We start from the raw sequence: 17,262 nt of genomic DNA on the forward strand, positions 1-17,262 counted from the left end.
CCAACGGGGGAGGGGACGACATGAGCGACGATCAAAGAGACGGTGAGGAAAGCCTTGCCGAAGTGCTGGCATCCATCCGCGCGCGGGTGGGTCAGCATGAGCGGGAAATGCGCGGGCAGGCCACGCCCCCCGCGCCCACGCCATCCTCCGACCCGGACGATGCGCCACTGATCCTTGGGGGTGGGGAAAGCACGCTTGATCCTGCCGACGATGAGGCAGCACTTTTGCTCACCGACCCGGTGGCCGATGCGCCGGTGCCCGCCGACCCCGAGCCGGAGGAGCCGCTGCATCTGTCCGACTACCTCGATACGCCCGAGGAAACCGACGACGCGCCGCTGATCCTGACCACCGCGGAAGAAGAAGAACCGCTCATCCTGTCCGACATGGTTGCCGAGGAAGACAATGATCCGCTGATCCTGTCCGATGAGGACAGCGCGGAGCCAGCGGATTTCGACATGCCCGAGGAGGACAGCCCCCTGGTGCTTGAGGACATGGTGGAGGACGATCCGCTGATCCTTGAGGATGCGGAGGAGGAGGAGCCGCTCATCCTGTCGGACGCGGAGAACGACGCGCCGCCGACAGTGGCGGAGGAGGAGGAGCCCCTGATCCTTGGCGACCCGGTGGAAGATGAAGAACCGCTTATCCTTGGCGACCCGGTGGAGGACGACGCGCCGCTCACGCTGACCGAGGAGGACGCTGCGCCTGACGAGGAACCATTGATCCTTGGCGACCCGGTGGAGGATGATGAACCGCTTATCCTGTCGGACGCGGAGGACGACGCGCCGCCGACCGTGGCGGAGGAGGATGAGAACCCCTTGATCCTTGAGGACGCAGCGGACGAGGAAACCACCCCTGACGAACAAGCGCATCCCGCGCTGCGACTGGTTGAGGACGCGGCCCCTGCTGCCGTCATTCCGGCCATGGCGCAGCAGGATTTGCCACCGCCCCCCGCTCCCGAGCCCACGCTCGACGCGGTGCCTGTCCCTACCGCCCCGGCTCCCGCCGCGCCTGAGATTGACGAGGATACCCTTCGCGCCATGATCCGCGACGTGATCCGGGAGGAATTGCAGGGCGATCTGGGCCAGACCCTGTCGAACAATATCGGGGCGATGATCCGCGAGGAACTGGCCAACGCGTTCAAACGGGGCTGACCCCTTTTCCTTGAGCGCGGCACAGGCTATGCACCCGGTCAGACCAATTCATCCTGACCGCGCGGGTAGATGCCATGACCATGGAAAAGAATTTCGACGCCACCACCAGTGAGGCCGCGATCATCGCGGCATGGGAGGCGAACAAGGCGTTCGCTGCCGGGGCAAATGCGAAACCCGGCGCGGATGCGTTCTCCATTGTGATCCCGCCCCCGAACGTGACCGGCTCGCTCCATATGGGGCACGCGTTCAACAACACGTTGCAGGATATTCTGGTGCGCTGGCACCGGATGCGCGGCTTTGACACGCTGTGGCAGCCGGGCACCGATCACGCGGGCATCGCCACCCAGATGGTGACGGAGCGTGACATGGCCGCCAAGGGCGAGCCGACCCGTGCCGAGATGGGGCGCGAGGCGTTTCTGGATCGCGTCTGGCAGCAAAAGGTCGCATCGCGCGGCACGATCATCGGGCAGCTCAAACGCCTTGGCGCGTCCTGCGATTGGGACCGCGAAGCCTTCACCATGGGGGGCGCTGCGGGCGACCCGGACAAGGGCAGCGGGCCGAATTTCCATGACGCGGTGATCAAGGTTTTCGTCGATCTCTATAACAAGGGGCTGATCTATCGCGGCAAGCGGTTGGTGAACTGGGACCCTCATTTCGAAACCGCGATTTCCGACCTTGAGGTCGAGAATATCGAGGTGGACGGCCATATGTGGCACTTCAAATACCCGCTCGCGGGGGGGGCCACCTATGAATATGTCGAAAAGGATGAGGACGGGAATGTCACCCTGCGGGAGACGCGGGATTATATCTCCATCGCGACGACCCGGCCTGAGACGATGCTGGGCGACGGCGCAGTCGCTGTCCACGCAGACGATGAACGATATTGGCCCCTTTGGAAGAACGGTACAACGTATTGCGAAATTCCCGTCGGCCCGAAAGAGCATCGCCGCCTGATCCCGATCATCACCGACGAATACCCGGATATGACTTTCGGCTCCGGCGCGGTGAAGATCACGGGCGCGCATGATTTCAACGACTACCAAGTCGCCAAGCGCGGCAATATCCCGATGTATTCCCTAATGGACACCAAAGGGCGGATGCGCGCCGATGGGCGGCCCTACGCAGAGGAAGCCGCGACGGCGCAGGCCATCGCCAATGGTGAGGAAGGGTTCGACGAGGCGAAAATCGCTGCGATGAACCTTGTGCCTGAGGAGTATCGCGGGCTCGACCGGTTCGAGGCGCGCAAAAAGGTGGTCGCGGATATCACCGACGAGGGCCTTGCCGTGATGCACGATGTCACACGCACCGACAAGGAAACGGGGGAGGAGATCACCACCTCCGAACCGCTTGTTGAGAACAAAAAGATCATGCAGCCCTTCGGGGACCGCTCCAAGGTCGTGATCGAGCCGATGCTGACCGATCAATGGTTCGTGGATGCCGAAACGCTGGCCAAACCGGCGATTGAGGCGGTGGAGTCCGGTCGCACCCAGATCCTGCCGGAGCGGGACGCGAAGGTCTATTTCCACTGGATGAAGAATATCGAACCATGGTGCATCTCCCGCCAATTGTGGTGGGGGCATCAGGTGCCGGTTTGGTATGATGCGGAGGGTAACCAGTATTGCGCCGCATCCGAGGACGAGGCGCGCGAAATGGCGGGGGGTGCAGAGCTGACCCGCGACCCCGACGTCCTCGACACTTGGTTCTCCTCCGGGCTTTGGCCCATCGGCACGCTGGGCTGGCCGGAGCAGACGGATGAGTTGGCCAAATATTTCCCGACCTCCGTTCTGATCACCGGGTTTGACATCATCTTTTTCTGGGTGGCCCGAATGATGATGATGCAGCTTGAAACCGTGAACGACATCCCGTTCCACACCGTCTATGTCCACGCGCTCGTTCGGGATGAGAAGGGGCGGAAGATGTCGAAATCCATCGGCAACGTGATCGACCCGCTGGACCTGATCGACCAATATGGCGCGGATGCGGTGCGGTTCACGCTCACGTCCATGGCGGCGATGGGGCGTGACCTGAAACTCTCTGAAAAGCGGGTGGAGGGCTATCGCAATTTCGGCACGAAACTGTGGAACGCCGCCCGATTTGCGGAGATGAATGGCTGCACGGGTGGCGCGACGGAGGTGCCGCAGGCGACCGCAACCGTGAACAAATGGATCATCGGGGAAACCGCGCGACTGCGCGAACAGGTTGATGCGGCGCTGGCCGCTTACCGATTCAATGACGCGGCAAGCGCGCTTTACGCCCATGTCTGGGGCGTGTTCTGCGACTGGTATGTGGAATTTGCCAAGCCGCTTTTGGCCGAAGGGTCCGACGCGCGGGAGGAAACGCAGGCCGTGATGGCGTGGGCGCTCGATCAGTGCCTTTTGATGCTGCACCCAATTATGCCGTTTATCACCGAACAGCTTTGGGCCGATCTCGGCGAGCGGTCGAAGATGCTGGTGCATGGGGATTGGCCTGACTATGGCGCGGAGCTTGCCGATGCGGAGGCCGACGCGGAAATGGCATGGGTCATAGCATTGATCGAAGGCATCCGGTCCGTCCGGGCGGAGATGAACGTGAACCCCGGCGCGAAAGTCCCGCTCGTCATGGTAGGGGCCGATGCGACCGCGCAGGCGCGCTTTGCCCGCAACGCCACGCTGATTGAACGGCTGGCGCGGGTGGTCGATGTGACCTTCGCGGAGGCCGCGCCAAAAGGGGCGGTGACCCTGCCTATCGAAGGAGCGGAGGCGTGCCTGCCGCTTGCCGGGTTGGTGGACGTGGCCGCGGAAACTGCACGACTGACGAAAGCGTTGGACAAGGTGGAAAAGGAAATCGGCGGGTTGGAGAAAAAGCTCGCCAACGAAAAATTCCTTGCCAAAGCGCCAGAGGACGTGGTGGCCGAGCAGCGTGAGCGGCTGGTCACCGCCGGGGATGAGGCTGCGAAACTGCGGCTCGCGCTCGCGCGGGTTGAGGCGCTGAAATAGGCCCGTGCCGGGCCTGCCTCCGGCGGGGTATATTTGAAGAAAGTGAAAAACATGGCCGATCCGAGATATACCGACCTTGTGCAAAGTCTGCCCGCGACGGTGCCATTTGTGGGACCAGAGGCGCAGGAGCGCGCGATGGGGCAGGGCTTTCGCGTGCGGCTCGGGGCGAATGAAAGCGTCTTCGGGCCATCACCGGACGCAGTGCGCGCCATGGCCACCGCTGCAGGTGACCAGTGGATGTATGCGGACCCGGAGAGCCATGACCTCAAGGCCGCGTTGGCGGATCATCTGGACGTGACGCCCGCGCATATTGTCGTGGGCGAAGGGATCGACGGGCTGTTGGGTCTGCTCGTGCGATTGCTGATCGGGCCGGGGGACGCGGTCGTGACCTCCGCCGGGGCCTATCCGACGTTCAATTATCATGTGGTGGGCTTTGGCGGGGTGATCCATGCGGTGCCCTATGTCGATGACATGGAAGACCCCGAAAGCCTGGTTGCGAAGGCGCGGGACGTGGATGCAAAGCTCATCTACATCGCCAATCCCGACAATCCCATGGGCGGGGTGCATGGGCCGGATGTGATCGCGGAAATGATCGCGGGCCTGCCTGAGGGGGCCGTGCTGTGCCTTGATGAAGCCTATGGTGATTTCGTCGATGATCTGTTGCCGCTTGAGCTCACCCATCCTCGCGTCATTCGTATGCGGACCTTTTCCAAGGCCTACGGCATGGCCGGGGCGCGGGTCGGTTATGGATTGGCGCATCCTGATTTCGTGCGGGCCTTTGACAAGGTGCGCAATCATTTCGGGATGAACCGGGCGAGCCAGATCGGCGCGCTTGCCGCCCTTCAGGACCAGATATGGCTTGGTCATGTGAAGCGGGATGTCGCCATCGCGCGGGACCGGATCGGCGCGATTGCGGCCGCCCATGGGCTGCGCGCGCTGCCATCCGCGACGAATTTTGTCACTGTGGATATGGGCGGCGACGGCGATCTGGCGCGGGCCATGGTGGCCGCATTGGGCAAGCGCGGCGTGTTCGTGCGGATGCCCTTTGTCGCGCCGCAGGATCGTTGCATCCGCATTTCCGCCGGGCGGCCAGCGCAGCTTGATGTGCTGGAGGAGGTGTTCGGCGCGGCGCTGGCGGAGGCTCAGGCGGCGAAATAACCCCTGAGCACGCGGGTATAGATCGCCTTGAGCGTATGGATATCGCTGACCGACACATGCTCATCCACCTGATGCATGGATTGACCGACAAGGCCGCACTCCACCACCGGGCAGTGCCGTTTGACGAAGCGCGCGTCCGATGTGCCGCCCGTGGTCGACATCTCCGGCACGCGGCCGGTTTCGGCCTCAACCGCCATTGAGATCAGATCCGACAACGCGCCCGGCGGGGTGATGAAACTCTCCCCCGACACCTTGTAGGTCATCGCGATCTCAACATCCGTGCCAGCACTCACCTGCTGTGCTGTTTGTTCCAGCCAAGTGATCAGCATCTGGCTGGTATGGGCATCGTTGAAGCGGATATTGGCCATTGCCGTGCCCTGCGCCGGGATCACGTTATTGGCAGGGTTGCCAACATCAATCGACGCGATGGCGAGGGTCGAGGCGTCGAAATGCGCGGTGCCGTCGTCCAATTGATGCGAGGCGATCCGGTCGAGGAATTTCACCAGCACCGGCAGCGGATTGCGCGCCCGGTGAGGGTAGGCCGCGTGGCCCTGCTGGCCTGTTGCGGTGATATAGGCGGTCATGGAGCCACGGCGCCCGATCTTGATCATGTCGCCCATCACATCGGGGCAGGTCGGCTCCCCGACGAGGCAGGCATCCATCCGCTCGCCATTGGCCTCCATCCAGTCGAGGATCGCGTCGGTGCCGTCGACGCCGTCGCCTTCTTCGTCCCCGGTGATGGTGATCACGATCGAGCCATCGGGGGGCGTTTCGGCCACAAAGTCGATCGCCGCCGCGACAAAGGCCGCGACCCCCGATTTCATGTCGCACGCCCCCCTGCCATAGAGCGTGTCGCCCACGATCACCGCGCCGAAGGGATCATGGGTCCAATCCGCCGGATTGCCGATCGGCACCACATCCGTGTGACCATTAAAGCCGAATGCAGGCCCGTTTCCGTTGTTGCCCCAGCGGGCGAAAAGGTTTGCGATGCCGTTCCGGTCCACCCGCGTGCAAGTGAAGCCCGCATCCTCCAGCCGCGCGGCCAGAAGCGTGATCGCGCCCCCTTCCTCTGGCGTGACGGAGGGGCAGCGGATCAACTCTTGGGTCAGGGCGACGGGATCGGTGGGCATGAAGGCTCCTTGAAGGACGCAAGGCCGGGTTGCGAAATGAGCAGGGCGTGCCGCGGAAAACCGGGCTACGGTCGGGAGCACTAAAAACCGGAGGACATGGAATGGCAACCACATTGCTAAATATGGCCGGGGCCGCGCGCCCGGCACCCGATTGGCCAACCACCGCTTTGGTGATGATCGATGCGCAGGAGGAGTATCGCTCCCATGCGCTGACCCTGCCGGGAGTAGAGGCCGCGCTTAATGAGGGCGCGCGGCTGATCGCGCATCTGCGTGCCATGGGAGGACAGGTGATCCATATCCAGCACGAGGGCGCGAATGGCGGGCCATTTGATATCCCCTCAGGACGCGGCGCGATCATGCCCGAGGTTGCCCCCATCGCGGATGAACCCGTGATCCGCAAGCGCCTGCCCAACAGCTTTGCCGGAACCGATCTGGAGGAAACGCTGCGCGGGGCGGGGGTGCAGCACCTCATCCTTGCGGGTTTCATGACCCATATGTGCGTCAGTGCAACGGCGCGCGCGGCACTGGATCTTGGGCTCGGGCCTGTCACAATTGTCGCGGGGGCCTGTGCCACACGCGATCTGCCCAATCCTTTGGGTCATGGGATCGTGCCGGCGAGGGACGTGCACAGGGCGACGCTGGCCGCCCTGTCGGATCGGTTTGCCTTTATCGTGGCGGATACAGCGGCGCTCTAGCGCTTAGTAGGGCCACGGATGGGCGCGATAGACGGCGGTGATATCGTCGTTCATCGCGTCCGTGAACTCCAGATCCGCCCCGTCGAGCACCTCATCAAGCTGCGCGAGAGAGGTCGCCCCGATAATGGCCGAGGTCATGAAAGGTCGCGAAAGGCAGAACGCGATTGCCATTTTCGTGAGCGTCGTGTCGTGGGCGCGGGCGACTTCATTGTAGGCCGCGACCGCCGGGCCGACACGCTCCGTCATGCGCCCGCCAAGATTGGGGGAGCCTACATCGGCCCGGGAGGCTTTCGGCACACCGTCTGCATATTTCCCTGTCAGTAGTCCTGCGGCGAGCGGCGAATAGGCTAACAGCCCCACATCCTCGTTATGTGCGACTTCCGCGAGATCAAGGTCAAACGGCCGGTAGGTCAAGCTATACTCGTTCTGCACCGACGCAATGCGCGGCAGACCAAACTCATCCGCGAGGCGCAGCATGGTCATGATGCCCCATGCGCTGTCATTGGACACGCCGATATGGCGGATGCGGCCAGCGGCAACCTCCTCCGCCAATCCTTCGAGCGTGGCGCGCAGATCGGCGAGCGTCGCTGCCGTGTCCTGTCCGCTGGGATCAAATGTCCAGCTTTGCCGGAAGTGATAGCTGCCGCGATTGGGCCAATGCAGTTGGTAGAGGTCGATATAGTCGGTTTGCAGGCGGTGAAGGCTTTGCTCAACCGCCGTATGGATCACGGCTGGGGTGATCGGGCCGCCGTCGCGCACGATCTGAGTGCCCTTGCCGATCACTTTGGTGGCGAGGATCACATCCTCCCGTCGTCCGGTTTTGGCGAACCAAGAACCAATGATCTCCTCCGTTCGGCCTTGACGCTCACGCGAGGGGGGCGTGGTTGGATACATCTCGGCGGTGTCGATGAAATTGACGCCGCGCTCCAGTGCGCGGTCGATCTGCGCATGGCCCTCCGCCTCATCATTCTGGGTGCCCCAGGTCATCGAGCCGAGGCAGATTTCGGAAACGGATAGGCCAGTGCGGCCCAGCGGGTTCATTTTCATCGGGTCATCCTTTGGTCAATGGCCCTGAGGTATGTCATGCGCGCGCCGCTTCAACCGCCAGTGAGGGGATGAGGGTGCGGATGAGGTATTTATGGAAAAAAGAAACGGGGTGGGATGCCTAGTCGTAATAGGCTTCTTTTTGAGCGACGACGACAGAGTTTTCCGCGCGGGCGCGGTCCATGAGGTCAAGCTCCTCTTGCCCCAGATCCACGCCATCGGCGCGCTGTTCTTCAGCAGTGCCGTGGGATTCGACGTCGAGCGGGTTGAGGCCCGCATCCTTGAGAATACGCACCGCGTCGCGCACGGCCTCCGGCTCGTCACGGCCCGGTGCATAGAGGATCATGCCGCCGCCCGACGCCGTGTCAGGCAACCCGTCCCCGTCAAGCCGCCCCAATTCCACCACGAGTGTGTAGACTTGGAGCGGTCTGGTGTCTTTCGGCTTGTCGCGGGCCACGGATCAGTCGCGCAGCAGGTCGTTGATCGAGGTTTTGGAGCGGGTTTTCTCATCCACCCGCTTCACGATGACAGCGCAGTAAAGGTTCACGCTGTTGGAGGAGGGCATGGAGCCAGAGACCACAACGGAGTAGGGCGGCACTTCGCCATACATCACCTCGCCGGTGGCGCGATCCACGATCTTGGTCGATTTGCCGATATACACGCCCATGCCGAGTACCGCGCCTTCGCGCACGATGCAGCCCTCGACCACTTCGGAGCGGGCCCCGATGAAGCAGTTGTCCTCAATGATCGTGGGGCCAGCCTGCATCGGCTCCAACACGCCGCCGATCCCGACGCCGCCCGAGAGGTGCACATTCTTGCCGATCTGCGCGCAGGAGCCGACCGTTGCCCAGGTATCGACCATCGTGCCCTCGTCCACATAAGCGCCAAGGTTGACGAAAGACGGCATCAGGACAACGCCCTTGCCGATATGGGCAGAGCGGCGCACGACCGCGTTGGGCACCGCGCGAAAGCCCGCGCTGCGCCAATCGGCCTCGGCCCAGCCATCGAATTTGGACGGCACCTTGTCCCACCAGCCCGAATTGCCGGGGCCGCCGGGGATCACGCCCATATCGTTGAGGCGGAAGGACAAAAGCACCGCTTTCTTTGCCCATTGGTTCACATGCCAGTTGCCATCCTGCGGCTCCGCCACGCGCAGGGTGCCTTTGTCGAGCGCGTCAAGCGTTGTCTCCACCGCGTCGCGCACCTCGCCTTTGGTGTCAAAGCTGATCGTGTCGCGCGCGTCCCATGCGGCTTCGATTGCGGATTCCAGTGCGGCGTTAGACATGGTGTGATCCCTTGACAAGAGGCCCGCAGGGCCAGTGGCATTCAGCGTTGGACGCTCAAATAGCGCGGTGGGGCGTCATGCGCAATGCGTGCCCGCCAAGGGTTCTGATCAGCAACTTGTCGCCAAGCCTTCGCAGACCCCATCGGTTGCGATGTCTGCCGCGATCAGGGTGAGGATCAGGATACCACCAAGCGCCAGAATGGTAGTGTCGGTATCGGTGTTGCGCGGCGCACCATTGGCCTGATCGGCGGGTGTCGCGGCACACGCGCTCAGGATACTAAGGATCGTCAGGATCGTCGCGATTTGGCGCATGGGTCACTCCAAAATATACTCAGTCAGCAGGGTACGTTGCAGAAACTGGAAGTTATCGTCAGAGATGAGGGTGACCCGCTGCCGGCCCTGATCGTCAACCCACAGCGACAGCCCCTCGGCATTATCAAGCGCATTGGGCGCAGAGACGAGCAGGGTTTCCTCATCCGTGATCTCATCGCCCGTCAGGGTGAAACGGCGGATGCGCACGGTAAACCCACCCAAAAGCTGGAACTGCCGTTCAAGAAGGTAAAGCCGCCCCGCCGCGTCGAAATCCGCGCTGGTGGGCAGATAGCCGTTGCGGCGCGGGATCCGGTACGGAAGGGACCAGTCCACGCCATCCCAGCGATAGACCGGAAAGGGACGATCCAACGCGCCGGAGCGTTCGGGGATCGCGATGACCCGGCCCTGCCCGTCCGTCGCGATGGCCTCCAGCCCTGAATTGTTCTGAAGGGAGGCAAAATCCGGGTGCCGGGGCCGGGGCCGCGCGGCCCGGAACGGGGCAGGGTAGTAGCGGATGCGATGCTCCGCCTCGAAACTGATGTAGAAGCCGCCATCGGGATCGGGGGCGATATCCTCGGCATCGGTGTAGTATCGGGGCAGGCTGTCGCCACGCGGCGGGCGCAACGGGCCAAACCGGTCAAGCCGGATATCCGTGATCAGCCCGGTCGCGTCACGCTCCAGCCCGCCCTCAACCAAGGTGCCCCGATCCGTCACGGCGAGGAAAGTCCGCCCATCGGGTGCCATCAACAGGCCGGAGAAGCCGCCGAACCATTCATCCGGCAGCGCCCATGTCACCTGTGAGGCAAGCGTCATGCGCGTGTGATCCGCCACACCCGCCCCGGCAAGGCAGGCGAGGATCGCCGCACCGATGGTTGCCCGGATCATGGAGAGGTCAGCACCGCCGCACAGGCGCTGGGCAGGTCGGCCACGCGCAGGGGGGGCGTGGCACGCGGGCGGGGCGCGTTGTCAGGGCGCGGCACGGTCGGTGCGGGCACCAGCGCCTCGTCAGACGTCCACCAGGCCAGCGTCGCATCGCAGCCATCCCCGGCAGGTGGCGGTGCCTGATCAACGCATCCCGCAGCCCCCGGCGGGCAATGCAGCCGCACATGGAAATGATAGTGATGCCCCCACCATGGGCGGACCTTGCGCAGCCAGTCCCGATCCTCCCCGGCGGCGTCGCACATATATTGCTTTACCGGGGCGGTGACGAAAATACGGGCGACGGCGGGGTCTTTCGCGGCGGCGCGCATGATCTCGTAGTGCGCCTGCGACCAATACTCGCTCAAGCCCCGCATATCGGCAGAGCGCACACTGATGGAGGAGATATCCTCCCGTTCCTGCCGCGTGAGGTTGAGCCGGTCAGCGCGGCGCATCCAGATATCCGCATCGAGCCCCATCTGGTGCGATGCATGACCCGACAGCATCGGCCCGCCGCGCGGCTGGCTGATATCACCGACATAGATGCCTTCCCAGCCCGGTTGTTCCGCCGCCGCCCGGCTCAGCCGTTGCAAGAAGGCGATGGTGTCGGGATGGCCCCAGTTGCGGTTGCGGCTCAGCCGCATGGCCTGCCATGTCGGCCCGGTCTCCGGCAGGGCCACGGCGCCCGCGACGCATCCCCGCGCATAGGAGCCAATCGGGTCGGGCGCTTGGGCGCTGCCATCCTCCATCGCGCCAAAGGCGAATTTCGCGGCGCCCCAGCTTTCGGCTTGCGCGGGGGCTGCGATCAGGAATGCGGCGGCAAGGGCGAGTTTAGGCAGGCTGAACACGAACATCTCCCTGTGGTTTGACCCAGTAAAGGATTACGATCCCGATGATGAACAGCCCGATCACCGGCGCGATGCCAAGCCGCTGGCTTTCCGTCACCAACGTGGCCCAGCCTATCAGCATCGGCGCAAGGAACGAGGTCGCTTTCCCGGTGAGGGCATAAAGGCCGAAGGACTGGGTCATCGCCTCCTCCTCCGACTGGTGCACGAGCATGGTGCGCGACGCGGCCTGAAGCGACCCGCCGGCTGCACCGATCACTGCACCGCAGACATAAAACAGGATATCGGGCAGTGCCGACGTCTCCGCCACGGGGATCATCAGGACCATGCTCCGGTCCGTCATCACCACGGCAAGGCACACACCGATCAAAAGCCAGATGGAGCCACGGATCACCAGTTTCGGCCCCTGCGCGCGGTCGATCCGCCCCCCGGCCCATGCCCCCAGCGCCCCTGTAACATTTGCGAGGAGCCCAAAGGTGCCGACTTCAACGATCGACCAACCCAAAACGCTACCAGCATAAATCCCGCCAAACATATAGAGCCCATTCAATGCGTCACGATAGAACATCGAAGACATCAGATAGCTGGCAAAACTGGGGCGTGAAGACAGGGTTTTAATGTTCTGGACGAGCAGCCCCAAGCCCCGCTGAAACGCGCCCTTGGTCGCGCGTCGGGGTGCGTCGCGGGTCCATAAAAACAGCGGGATGATGAATACGATATACCAGATGGAGGTGAGAATGCCCGCGCCACGCTCGCCCTCGCCCATAGCCGGGTCAAGGCCGAGGATGGGCGTCGTGCCGAAGCGGGTGCTGCCGGTTTCAGGGTCTCCAACCATGAACCCCAACACAATGATGAGGCTCACCAATCCGCCCCAATAGCCCATCGCCCAACCGGATCCTGACACGCGGCCAACCTCTTCACGCGGGCCTAGGTCCGGAAGCATCGCGTTGGTGAACACGGTGGCAAATTCCGCCCCAATTAAGCCAATGGCAAAGCCGATCAGCACAATCGTGGGGTCCATCATGCCCGGCACGGCGAGCCAAAGCATCCCCGCGCCGACCACATAAAAGATGGAGAAAAACGCGATCCATGGCTTGCGCGGGCCAGCCGCATCCGCGAATGCACCCAGAAACGGGGCCATGATCGCGATGATGAAACCCGCAATCGACAGCATAAACGCCCATTGCGCCTGACCGGCGACTGGGTCCGCCACGACACGGTTCACGAAATAATGGGAAAAGATGAAAGTGATGAGGAGGGTGTGAAAAGGCTGGCTCGCCCAATCAAACAGCATCCAGCCCCAGATGCCCTTTTTCTGTGCGCGATCGCTCATGTCGTCTATCCCCGTGGTGTCGCGCGGTTGCGCTTTAAGGGATGGAAACATTCGCTCCCGCTTCGTTCAAGGCAAAAGGCGCGGGCGTGTGTGAAAAGGGTGCGGGATCAATGCTCAGGCGGCCATGCGCGGGTGTTGTCCGCGTCAATCCATGCCTGCACCCATGGCGGCAAATCCGGGTTCCACTCGGGCGCGTCAAGTTCGGTCGCGACCCGGTCCGTCGGCACGATCTTTCCGCGCTCCAGAACCGCACTGCGATAGAGCACCGACGCGCAGCAGGTGTCGCCCGCCCACAATGACTGGTGCAGGTAGAAAAACCGTGCGTCCCGCCCGACACAGGACGACCGCATCTCATATTTGCGAAAGGGCAGGATGCGTTTGCGATACCGCACCGACGCGCCCGCCATGGTCAGCGCCCATTTCTTCCGCCGCAAGAGGTCAAACAGCCCGACCCGCAGCGCCAGCGGAAACCGGCCAAGGTCAAACACGGTAAGGATGCGCCCATTGTTCATCTCCCCGAACATGTCGATATCCCATGGCCAGCAGATATGATGGGACACATGCACCCCCTCAAACGGCAGCTTGGGCTGTTTACGGGCGATCAGCATTTCCTTGATCAGGCGCGGGAATGGGTACATCGGGCGGCTCCGTTGCGGCTATGCGCTTAAGATGGGGGAGCCGATCCTGCGTGCAAGTCATGCCGTGGCGTCAGCCCAACCCTTGCAGGACGGGGGGATGGCGACTACCTCTTGCCTCATGCGGCCCTCACCGGGGCATGGCAAAACTGGTGTGAAGGTATCTGATGACGTCTCTTGCTTTGATCCTGCTTCTCGCGATCGACATCGTGTTTTTTATCGTGATCGTCCATATCATCATGAGCTGGCTGATTACGTTCAACGTCATCAACCTCCAGCAGCCATTCGTGTATCAGCTTTGGTCCGGGCTGAACCGATTGGTGGAGCCGATCTATACCCCGATCCGAAATGCACTGCCCAGCACGGGCGGGCTGGATCTGGCACCGCTGGTGTTCATCTTTGGCCTTTATGCGCTGGAGATTATCATCCGCAATAACCTCGTCTAGGCCCGCGTGCCTGTCCCCTTTGACCCGGAAATTGTGCTGCGCCGCCCGCTGATGGCGCATCTTGCGACGCAGGGGGCGGACGGCCCGCGCACCTCCCCCGTTTGGTTTCTTTGGGAGGAGGGAGCGGTCTGGATGCTTGGCGCTGAGGGGTCTAGCAGTACGGAACGGCTCATGCAGCACCCGGCCTGCGCGGTCGATATCGTGGACTTCGACGTGGACCGGGGTATCCTTTTGCATCTGGGCTTGCGGGGGCACGCAGATGTCCTGCCGAAAGACCCCGCGCGGTTTCGCCGCCTGCTGGCCAAATACCTCGGCCCGGATGAGGCCCAGTGGAACACATGGTTCGTGGAGCAGGTCGCGGATGTCGAGAACGACGAGAACCGCTTTCTCCGGCTGGTGCCGGAGAGCATCTTCACCAACAACGTGTCCTATTTCCGCACCGGGCCGGACCGGATCGACCCTTAGCTGAGGATGACGCGCCCCATCGGTGTGGTCAAAACGGCGCGCAAGGGCGTGTCCTGCTCGGAAAATGTGACCAGATGCGCAAGCCCGCTGCGCGTGATCGCCTCCCGCACTGGGGCCGTGTCGCGCAGGCTGAAATGCTCCAGCCCGATGCCCTGATCCGGCAGGCTGGCCGAAGGCGGTGTGCTGCCCTCGTCCCATGCGATGAGCGCAGGCGCGCAGCCCTCATGCGCCGGATGCCCGTCCTCGGGCACGGTGAGTTGCCACCGCAGCGCATCACGGGTGAATGGCAGGGCCGGGCCGGGGTCATAGGTCACACGCTCAAGCGCGCTGGGCATATCATCCACCCGCGCCACCCATGTCAAAAGGCGCGGACCCTTCGACAGCATCGCCTGCACGGTCGGATCATCCAGCCCGAACCAGCGCGGGCGGCCCGGATCGGGTGCGGCCGGATCAATCGCGATCACCTCCATATAACAGGGGCCGACACGCCATAGCGCGTTATGGGTGCTCATCGCCGGATGCTTGCCCGCGCCAGTGGCAGGCAGGCCAAGCTGCGCCTCCATCCATGCGCGCCCCTCCTCAAGAGACGCGGCCCCGACCACCAGATGATCAATCTGTGTCATATCTCTGTCATCCCATTCCGCTTGTGTAGCTGTCGCGATCAGGAGTAGCATCGACATACGGGGTTTGGCGATCCCCCGGATTTCGGTGGCTCACACCCAAGCATCGCTCTGACCTGACACGTGGAGTGTGAGCCCATGACTGCTGTTCAAAATCCCTATATCCCGTCCATCCCTGCGCGCGAGATTGCCGCGCGCGGCGGGCGTCTTGTCGATGTGCGCAAGGCCCCCGCGCGGCAGGCCGATCCGCGCCGCGACGGGCGCGCCGAATGGATTGATCCCTTTGATCTGGGCCATGACCACCCGCTGATGCAGGCCAAAGGGCCGATCACCTTTTTCTGTGTCGCGGGCCACGAGGTCAGCCAGTTTGCCTGCGTTCTAGCACGGCTCCATGGGCGCGACGCGGTGTTCGTCGAAGGTGGCTTTGCCGCGATGATGGATGCGGGGGTGGTGCAATGACGCTCGCGTCTTTCACGGCCCTTTGGGTCAAGATCGGCCTTTTGTCCTTTGGCGGACCTGCGGGCCAGATCGCGCTGATGCAAGACGAGATCGTCACCCGCAGGCAGGCCATCAGCGCGGACGCGTTTCGCCGCGGCCTCGACATCGCGATGATCCTGCCGGGGCCGGAGGCGCAGCAGCTTGCCGTCTATCTTGGCTGGCATATGCGCGGTGTGTGGGGCGGGCTGATTGCCGGGTTGGCCTTCATCATCCCCGGTGCGGTGCTGATCACGCTCCTTGCCATTCTTGCAGTCACGCAGGGGCAGGCATGGTGGCTGGAAGCGCTCTTCTACGGCATTCAGCCGGTCGTGCTGGTGATCGTCGCGCGGGCGCTGTGGCGGCTCGGGGGGAAGGCGAAAGGCGCGGGGCTGACATGGGCGATTGCGCTTGCGGCCTTCGCGGCGCTGCTTTGGGGCCTGAGTTTTCCGCTGGTGATAGGGCTTGCGGGGTTGGCAGGCGTGATCCTGATGCGGGACGGGGCGGCGACGGACCGCCCGGCGGCGCTCAACCTTGGCCCCTCTCTTGGCGCGCTGGGCATCGGCGGCGCGCTGATCGGCGGGGGATTTGTGCTCGCGGTGCTGGCCGGGTCGATCTGGGCGGATATCGCGGCCCTGTTCACCACGGCGGCCTTTGTCAGTTTCGGCGGGGCCTATGCGCTGTTGCCCTTCATCGCAGAGCGCGCGGTGGAGGCCGAAGGCTGGCTGACCGCCGGGCAGATGATCAATGGTCTTGCCTTGGGGGAGACGACGCCGGGGCCGCTGATCCTTGTGACACTTTATGCCGGGTTTTTCGGGGGCCTAAGCGCGGGCGGGATCGGGACAGCCGTGACCGCGGCGGCGGTCACCTGCTTTTTCACCTTCGCGCCCAGCTTTACCCTGATGTTCGCCGCCGCCCCGCAGGCGGATCGTTTGGGCCGGATCGGATGGGTGCGCGCGGCCCTTGCCGGAGTGTCCGCTGCCGTGATTGGCGTGATCGCCAACTTGGCGGTGTTTTTCGGGCAAGCCGCACTCTTTCCTGCCGGATGGGCAGAGCCGGATTGGCCCAAGATCGGGCTCTTGATCCTTTTTGCGGGCCTGTCCGCGTGGCGCAATCCGTCCGTTCTGGTGATGATCCCGGCGGGGGGGCTGTGTGGCCTGATCCTTGCCGGGATCGGGGTCATTTAGCTGGTGTAGTCACCCCAAAGCGCATCAACCCGCGCATCACGCCCGCATGAGCGGCGGTAGAAATTATAGCGGATCGGATTTTTCATGTAGTAATCCTGATGGTAGTCCTCGGCGTCCCAGAACGGGGCACCATCAAGGATTGGCGTCACGATCGGGGCGGGCAGGATGCCGGCGGTGTCGAACTCCGCTTTAACCTCGGCGGCGATGCTGCGCTGCTCGTCAGTCTGGGCAAAGATCGCGGTTTTGTAGCTGTGCCCCCGGTCGCAGAACTGCCCGCCATCATCGGTCGGGTCCACATGGGTGAAGAAGTGGCGCACCAGCGTCTCGAAATCCACGACCTCCGGGTCGTAGGTGATCTCTACCGCCTCGTAATGGCCGGTATTGCCGCGCGTCACGTCGCGATAGGTCGGCTCGGTCGTGGTGCCGCCTGTATAGCCGGAAACGGTGGCGAGCACGCCATCAACCTTGTCGAAATCGCTCTCGACACACCAAAAACAGCCGCCCGCGAAAACGGCGGTGGCCTCATCGGCCTGTGCGGCCAAAGGCGCGGCAAGAAGCGTGGTCGCGAAAAGCAGTCGGGTCAGCATCG

General features: G+C 63.3%; 19 protein-coding genes. 8 read left to right on the plus strand and 11 right to left on the minus strand.

Going from position 1 to position 17,262, the window contains the following annotated elements:
• Positions 1 to 20: 20 nt before the first annotated feature.
• The 3 genes from FHS89_RS07090 (at position 21) to FHS89_RS07100 (ending at position 5,284) form a co-directional block, all read left to right on the plus strand.
• A complete protein-coding gene (locus tag FHS89_RS07090) occupies positions 21 to 1,151 on the plus strand; it encodes a hypothetical protein (RefSeq protein ID WP_184010013.1) in 1,131 nt (376 codons plus the stop codon).
• 74 nt (positions 1,152 to 1,225) lie between these two features.
• Positions 1,226 to 4,126 carry a valine--tRNA ligase gene (locus FHS89_RS07095; protein WP_184010015.1) on the plus strand — a complete coding sequence of 967 codons (2,901 nt, stop codon included), beginning with the start codon at positions 1,226 to 1,228 and terminating at the stop codon, positions 4,124 to 4,126.
• Positions 4,127 to 4,177: 51 nt separating this feature from the next.
• Positions 4,178 to 5,284, plus strand: coding sequence for a pyridoxal phosphate-dependent aminotransferase (locus FHS89_RS07100; protein ID WP_184010017.1), 1,107 nt, complete (start codon positions 4,178 to 4,180; stop codon positions 5,282 to 5,284).
• On the opposite strand, the gene dapE is transcribed toward FHS89_RS07100, so the two are convergent.
• Complete coding sequence (gene dapE, locus FHS89_RS07105) at positions 5,269 to 6,414, minus strand: succinyl-diaminopimelate desuccinylase (protein WP_184010019.1); 1,146 nt, start codon at positions 6,412 to 6,414, stop codon at positions 5,269 to 5,271. The two genes, FHS89_RS07100 and dapE, sit on opposite strands and share 16 nt — an antisense overlap.
• A 101-nt stretch (positions 6,415 to 6,515) precedes the next feature.
• On the opposite strand from dapE, the gene FHS89_RS07110 reads away from it, so the two are divergent.
• Positions 6,516 to 7,109, plus strand: coding sequence for a cysteine hydrolase family protein (locus tag FHS89_RS07110; protein WP_184010021.1), 594 nt, complete (start codon positions 6,516 to 6,518; stop codon positions 7,107 to 7,109).
• A 3-nt stretch (positions 7,110 to 7,112) separates the two neighbouring features.
• Here the strand turns inward: FHS89_RS07110 and FHS89_RS07115 are convergent, their stop codons facing one another.
• The 8 genes from FHS89_RS07115 to FHS89_RS07150 all read right to left on the minus strand — a co-directional run bounded on the left by FHS89_RS07115 (position 7,113) and on the right by FHS89_RS07150 (position 13,484).
• On the minus strand, positions 7,113 to 8,156 hold the full coding sequence (locus FHS89_RS07115; protein ID WP_184010023.1) for an aldo/keto reductase: 1,044 nt from the start codon (positions 8,154 to 8,156) through the stop codon (positions 7,113 to 7,115).
• A 118-nt stretch (positions 8,157 to 8,274) separates the two neighbouring features.
• Positions 8,275 to 8,610 carry a hypothetical protein gene (locus FHS89_RS07120; protein WP_184010025.1) on the minus strand — a complete coding sequence of 112 codons (336 nt, stop codon included), beginning with the start codon at positions 8,608 to 8,610 and terminating at the stop codon, positions 8,275 to 8,277.
• A gap of 3 nt (positions 8,611 to 8,613) precedes the next feature.
• Complete coding sequence (gene dapD / locus FHS89_RS07125; protein ID WP_184010027.1) at positions 8,614 to 9,438, minus strand: 2,3,4,5-tetrahydropyridine-2,6-dicarboxylate N-succinyltransferase; 825 nt, start codon at positions 9,436 to 9,438, stop codon at positions 8,614 to 8,616.
• Between the two features lie 108 nt (positions 9,439 to 9,546).
• Positions 9,547 to 9,750, minus strand: coding sequence for a hypothetical protein (locus FHS89_RS07130; RefSeq protein WP_184010029.1), 204 nt, complete (start codon positions 9,748 to 9,750; stop codon positions 9,547 to 9,549).
• Between the two features lie 3 nt (positions 9,751 to 9,753).
• Entirely contained in the window at positions 9,754 to 10,635 is an 882-nt protein-coding gene (locus tag FHS89_RS07135) for an esterase-like activity of phytase family protein (protein WP_184010031.1), read from the minus strand.
• Positions 10,632 to 11,522 (minus strand): penicillin-insensitive murein endopeptidase, encoded by an 891-nt coding sequence (gene mepA / locus FHS89_RS07140; protein ID WP_184010033.1) that lies wholly within the window; start codon positions 11,520 to 11,522, stop codon positions 10,632 to 10,634. The genes FHS89_RS07135 and mepA overlap by 4 nt, the downstream gene beginning before the upstream one ends.
• Positions 11,500 to 12,846, minus strand: coding sequence for an MFS transporter (locus FHS89_RS07145; protein ID WP_184010035.1), 1,347 nt, complete (start codon positions 12,844 to 12,846; stop codon positions 11,500 to 11,502). Before FHS89_RS07145 ends, mepA begins: the two co-directional genes overlap by 23 nt.
• Positions 12,847 to 12,953: 107 nt before the next feature.
• On the minus strand, positions 12,954 to 13,484 hold the full coding sequence (locus FHS89_RS07150) for an acyl-CoA thioesterase (protein WP_184010037.1): 531 nt from the start codon (positions 13,482 to 13,484) through the stop codon (positions 12,954 to 12,956).
• A gap of 164 nt (positions 13,485 to 13,648) precedes the next feature.
• Between FHS89_RS07150 and FHS89_RS07155 the strand changes: the two genes are divergently transcribed.
• Both FHS89_RS07155 and FHS89_RS07160 read left to right on the plus strand, forming a co-directional pair.
• Complete coding sequence (locus tag FHS89_RS07155) at positions 13,649 to 13,927, plus strand: YggT family protein (RefSeq protein ID WP_184010039.1); 279 nt, start codon at positions 13,649 to 13,651, stop codon at positions 13,925 to 13,927.
• 6 nt (positions 13,928 to 13,933) lie between these two features.
• Positions 13,934 to 14,392: a pyridoxamine 5'-phosphate oxidase family protein gene (locus FHS89_RS07160; RefSeq protein WP_343051359.1), complete on the plus strand. Its 459-nt coding sequence runs from the start codon at positions 13,934 to 13,936 to the stop codon at positions 14,390 to 14,392.
• On the opposite strand, the gene FHS89_RS07165 is transcribed toward FHS89_RS07160, so the two are convergent.
• Positions 14,389 to 15,015 (minus strand): VOC family protein, encoded by a 627-nt coding sequence (locus FHS89_RS07165; protein ID WP_184010041.1) that lies wholly within the window; start codon positions 15,013 to 15,015, stop codon positions 14,389 to 14,391. The two genes, FHS89_RS07160 and FHS89_RS07165, sit on opposite strands and share 4 nt — an antisense overlap.
• Positions 15,016 to 15,150: 135 nt before the next feature.
• On the opposite strand from FHS89_RS07165, the gene FHS89_RS07170 reads away from it, so the two are divergent.
• Both FHS89_RS07170 and chrA read left to right on the plus strand, forming a co-directional pair.
• On the plus strand, positions 15,151 to 15,471 hold the full coding sequence (locus tag FHS89_RS07170) for a rhodanese-like domain-containing protein (RefSeq protein ID WP_184010043.1): 321 nt from the start codon (positions 15,151 to 15,153) through the stop codon (positions 15,469 to 15,471).
• Positions 15,468 to 16,673, plus strand: a complete 1,206-nt coding sequence (gene chrA, locus FHS89_RS07175) for a chromate efflux transporter (protein ID WP_184010045.1) — start codon at positions 15,468 to 15,470, stop codon at positions 16,671 to 16,673. Before FHS89_RS07170 ends, chrA begins: the two co-directional genes overlap by 4 nt.
• Here chrA and msrA read toward each other — a convergent pair.
• Positions 16,670 to 17,260, minus strand: coding sequence for a peptide-methionine (S)-S-oxide reductase MsrA (gene msrA / locus FHS89_RS07180; RefSeq protein ID WP_184010047.1), 591 nt, complete (start codon positions 17,258 to 17,260; stop codon positions 16,670 to 16,672). The genes chrA and msrA overlap by 4 nt on opposite strands.
• Positions 17,261 to 17,262 lie beyond the last annotated feature (2 nt).

This window comes from Rubricella aquisinus (genome assembly GCF_014199445.1).
Lineage (GTDB): Bacteria > Pseudomonadota > Alphaproteobacteria > Rhodobacterales > Rhodobacteraceae > Rubricella > Rubricella aquisinus.

Coding starts and splice junctions, on each gene's coding strand:
- mepA (WP_184010033.1), bottom strand. CDS start 11,522: ATGTTCGTGTTCAGCCTGCCTAAACTCGCCCTTGCCGCCGCATTCCTG.
- FHS89_RS07115 (WP_184010023.1), bottom strand. CDS start 8,156: ATGAAAATGAACCCGCTGGGCCGCACTGGCCTATCCGTTTCCGAAATC.
- FHS89_RS07135 (WP_184010031.1), bottom strand. CDS start 10,635: ATGATCCGGGCAACCATCGGTGCGGCGATCCTCGCCTGCCTTGCCGGG.
- FHS89_RS07165 (WP_184010041.1), bottom strand. CDS start 15,015: ATGACACAGATTGATCATCTGGTGGTCGGGGCCGCGTCTCTTGAGGAG.
- chrA (WP_184010045.1), top strand. CDS start 15,468: ATGACGCTCGCGTCTTTCACGGCCCTTTGGGTCAAGATCGGCCTTTTG.
- FHS89_RS07110 (WP_184010021.1), top strand. CDS start 6,516: ATGGCAACCACATTGCTAAATATGGCCGGGGCCGCGCGCCCGGCACCC.
- FHS89_RS07170 (WP_184010043.1), top strand. CDS start 15,151: ATGACTGCTGTTCAAAATCCCTATATCCCGTCCATCCCTGCGCGCGAG.
- FHS89_RS07150 (WP_184010037.1), bottom strand. CDS start 13,484: ATGTACCCATTCCCGCGCCTGATCAAGGAAATGCTGATCGCCCGTAAA.
- FHS89_RS07095 (WP_184010015.1), top strand. CDS start 1,226: ATGACCATGGAAAAGAATTTCGACGCCACCACCAGTGAGGCCGCGATC.
- dapE (WP_184010019.1), bottom strand. CDS start 6,414: ATGCCCACCGATCCCGTCGCCCTGACCCAAGAGTTGATCCGCTGCCCC.
- FHS89_RS07130 (WP_184010029.1), bottom strand. CDS start 9,750: ATGCGCCAAATCGCGACGATCCTGACGATCCTTAGTATCCTGAGCGCG.
- FHS89_RS07145 (WP_184010035.1), bottom strand. CDS start 12,846: ATGAGCGATCGCGCACAGAAAAAGGGCATCTGGGGCTGGATGCTGTTT.
- FHS89_RS07155 (WP_184010039.1), top strand. CDS start 13,649: ATGACGTCTCTTGCTTTGATCCTGCTTCTCGCGATCGACATCGTGTTT.
- dapD (WP_184010027.1), bottom strand. CDS start 9,438: ATGTCTAACGCCGCACTGGAATCCGCAATCGAAGCCGCATGGGACGCG.
- msrA (WP_184010047.1), bottom strand. CDS start 17,260: ATGCTGACCCGACTGCTTTTCGCGACCACGCTTCTTGCCGCGCCTTTG.
- FHS89_RS07090 (WP_184010013.1), top strand. CDS start 21: ATGAGCGACGATCAAAGAGACGGTGAGGAAAGCCTTGCCGAAGTGCTG.
- FHS89_RS07100 (WP_184010017.1), top strand. CDS start 4,178: ATGGCCGATCCGAGATATACCGACCTTGTGCAAAGTCTGCCCGCGACG.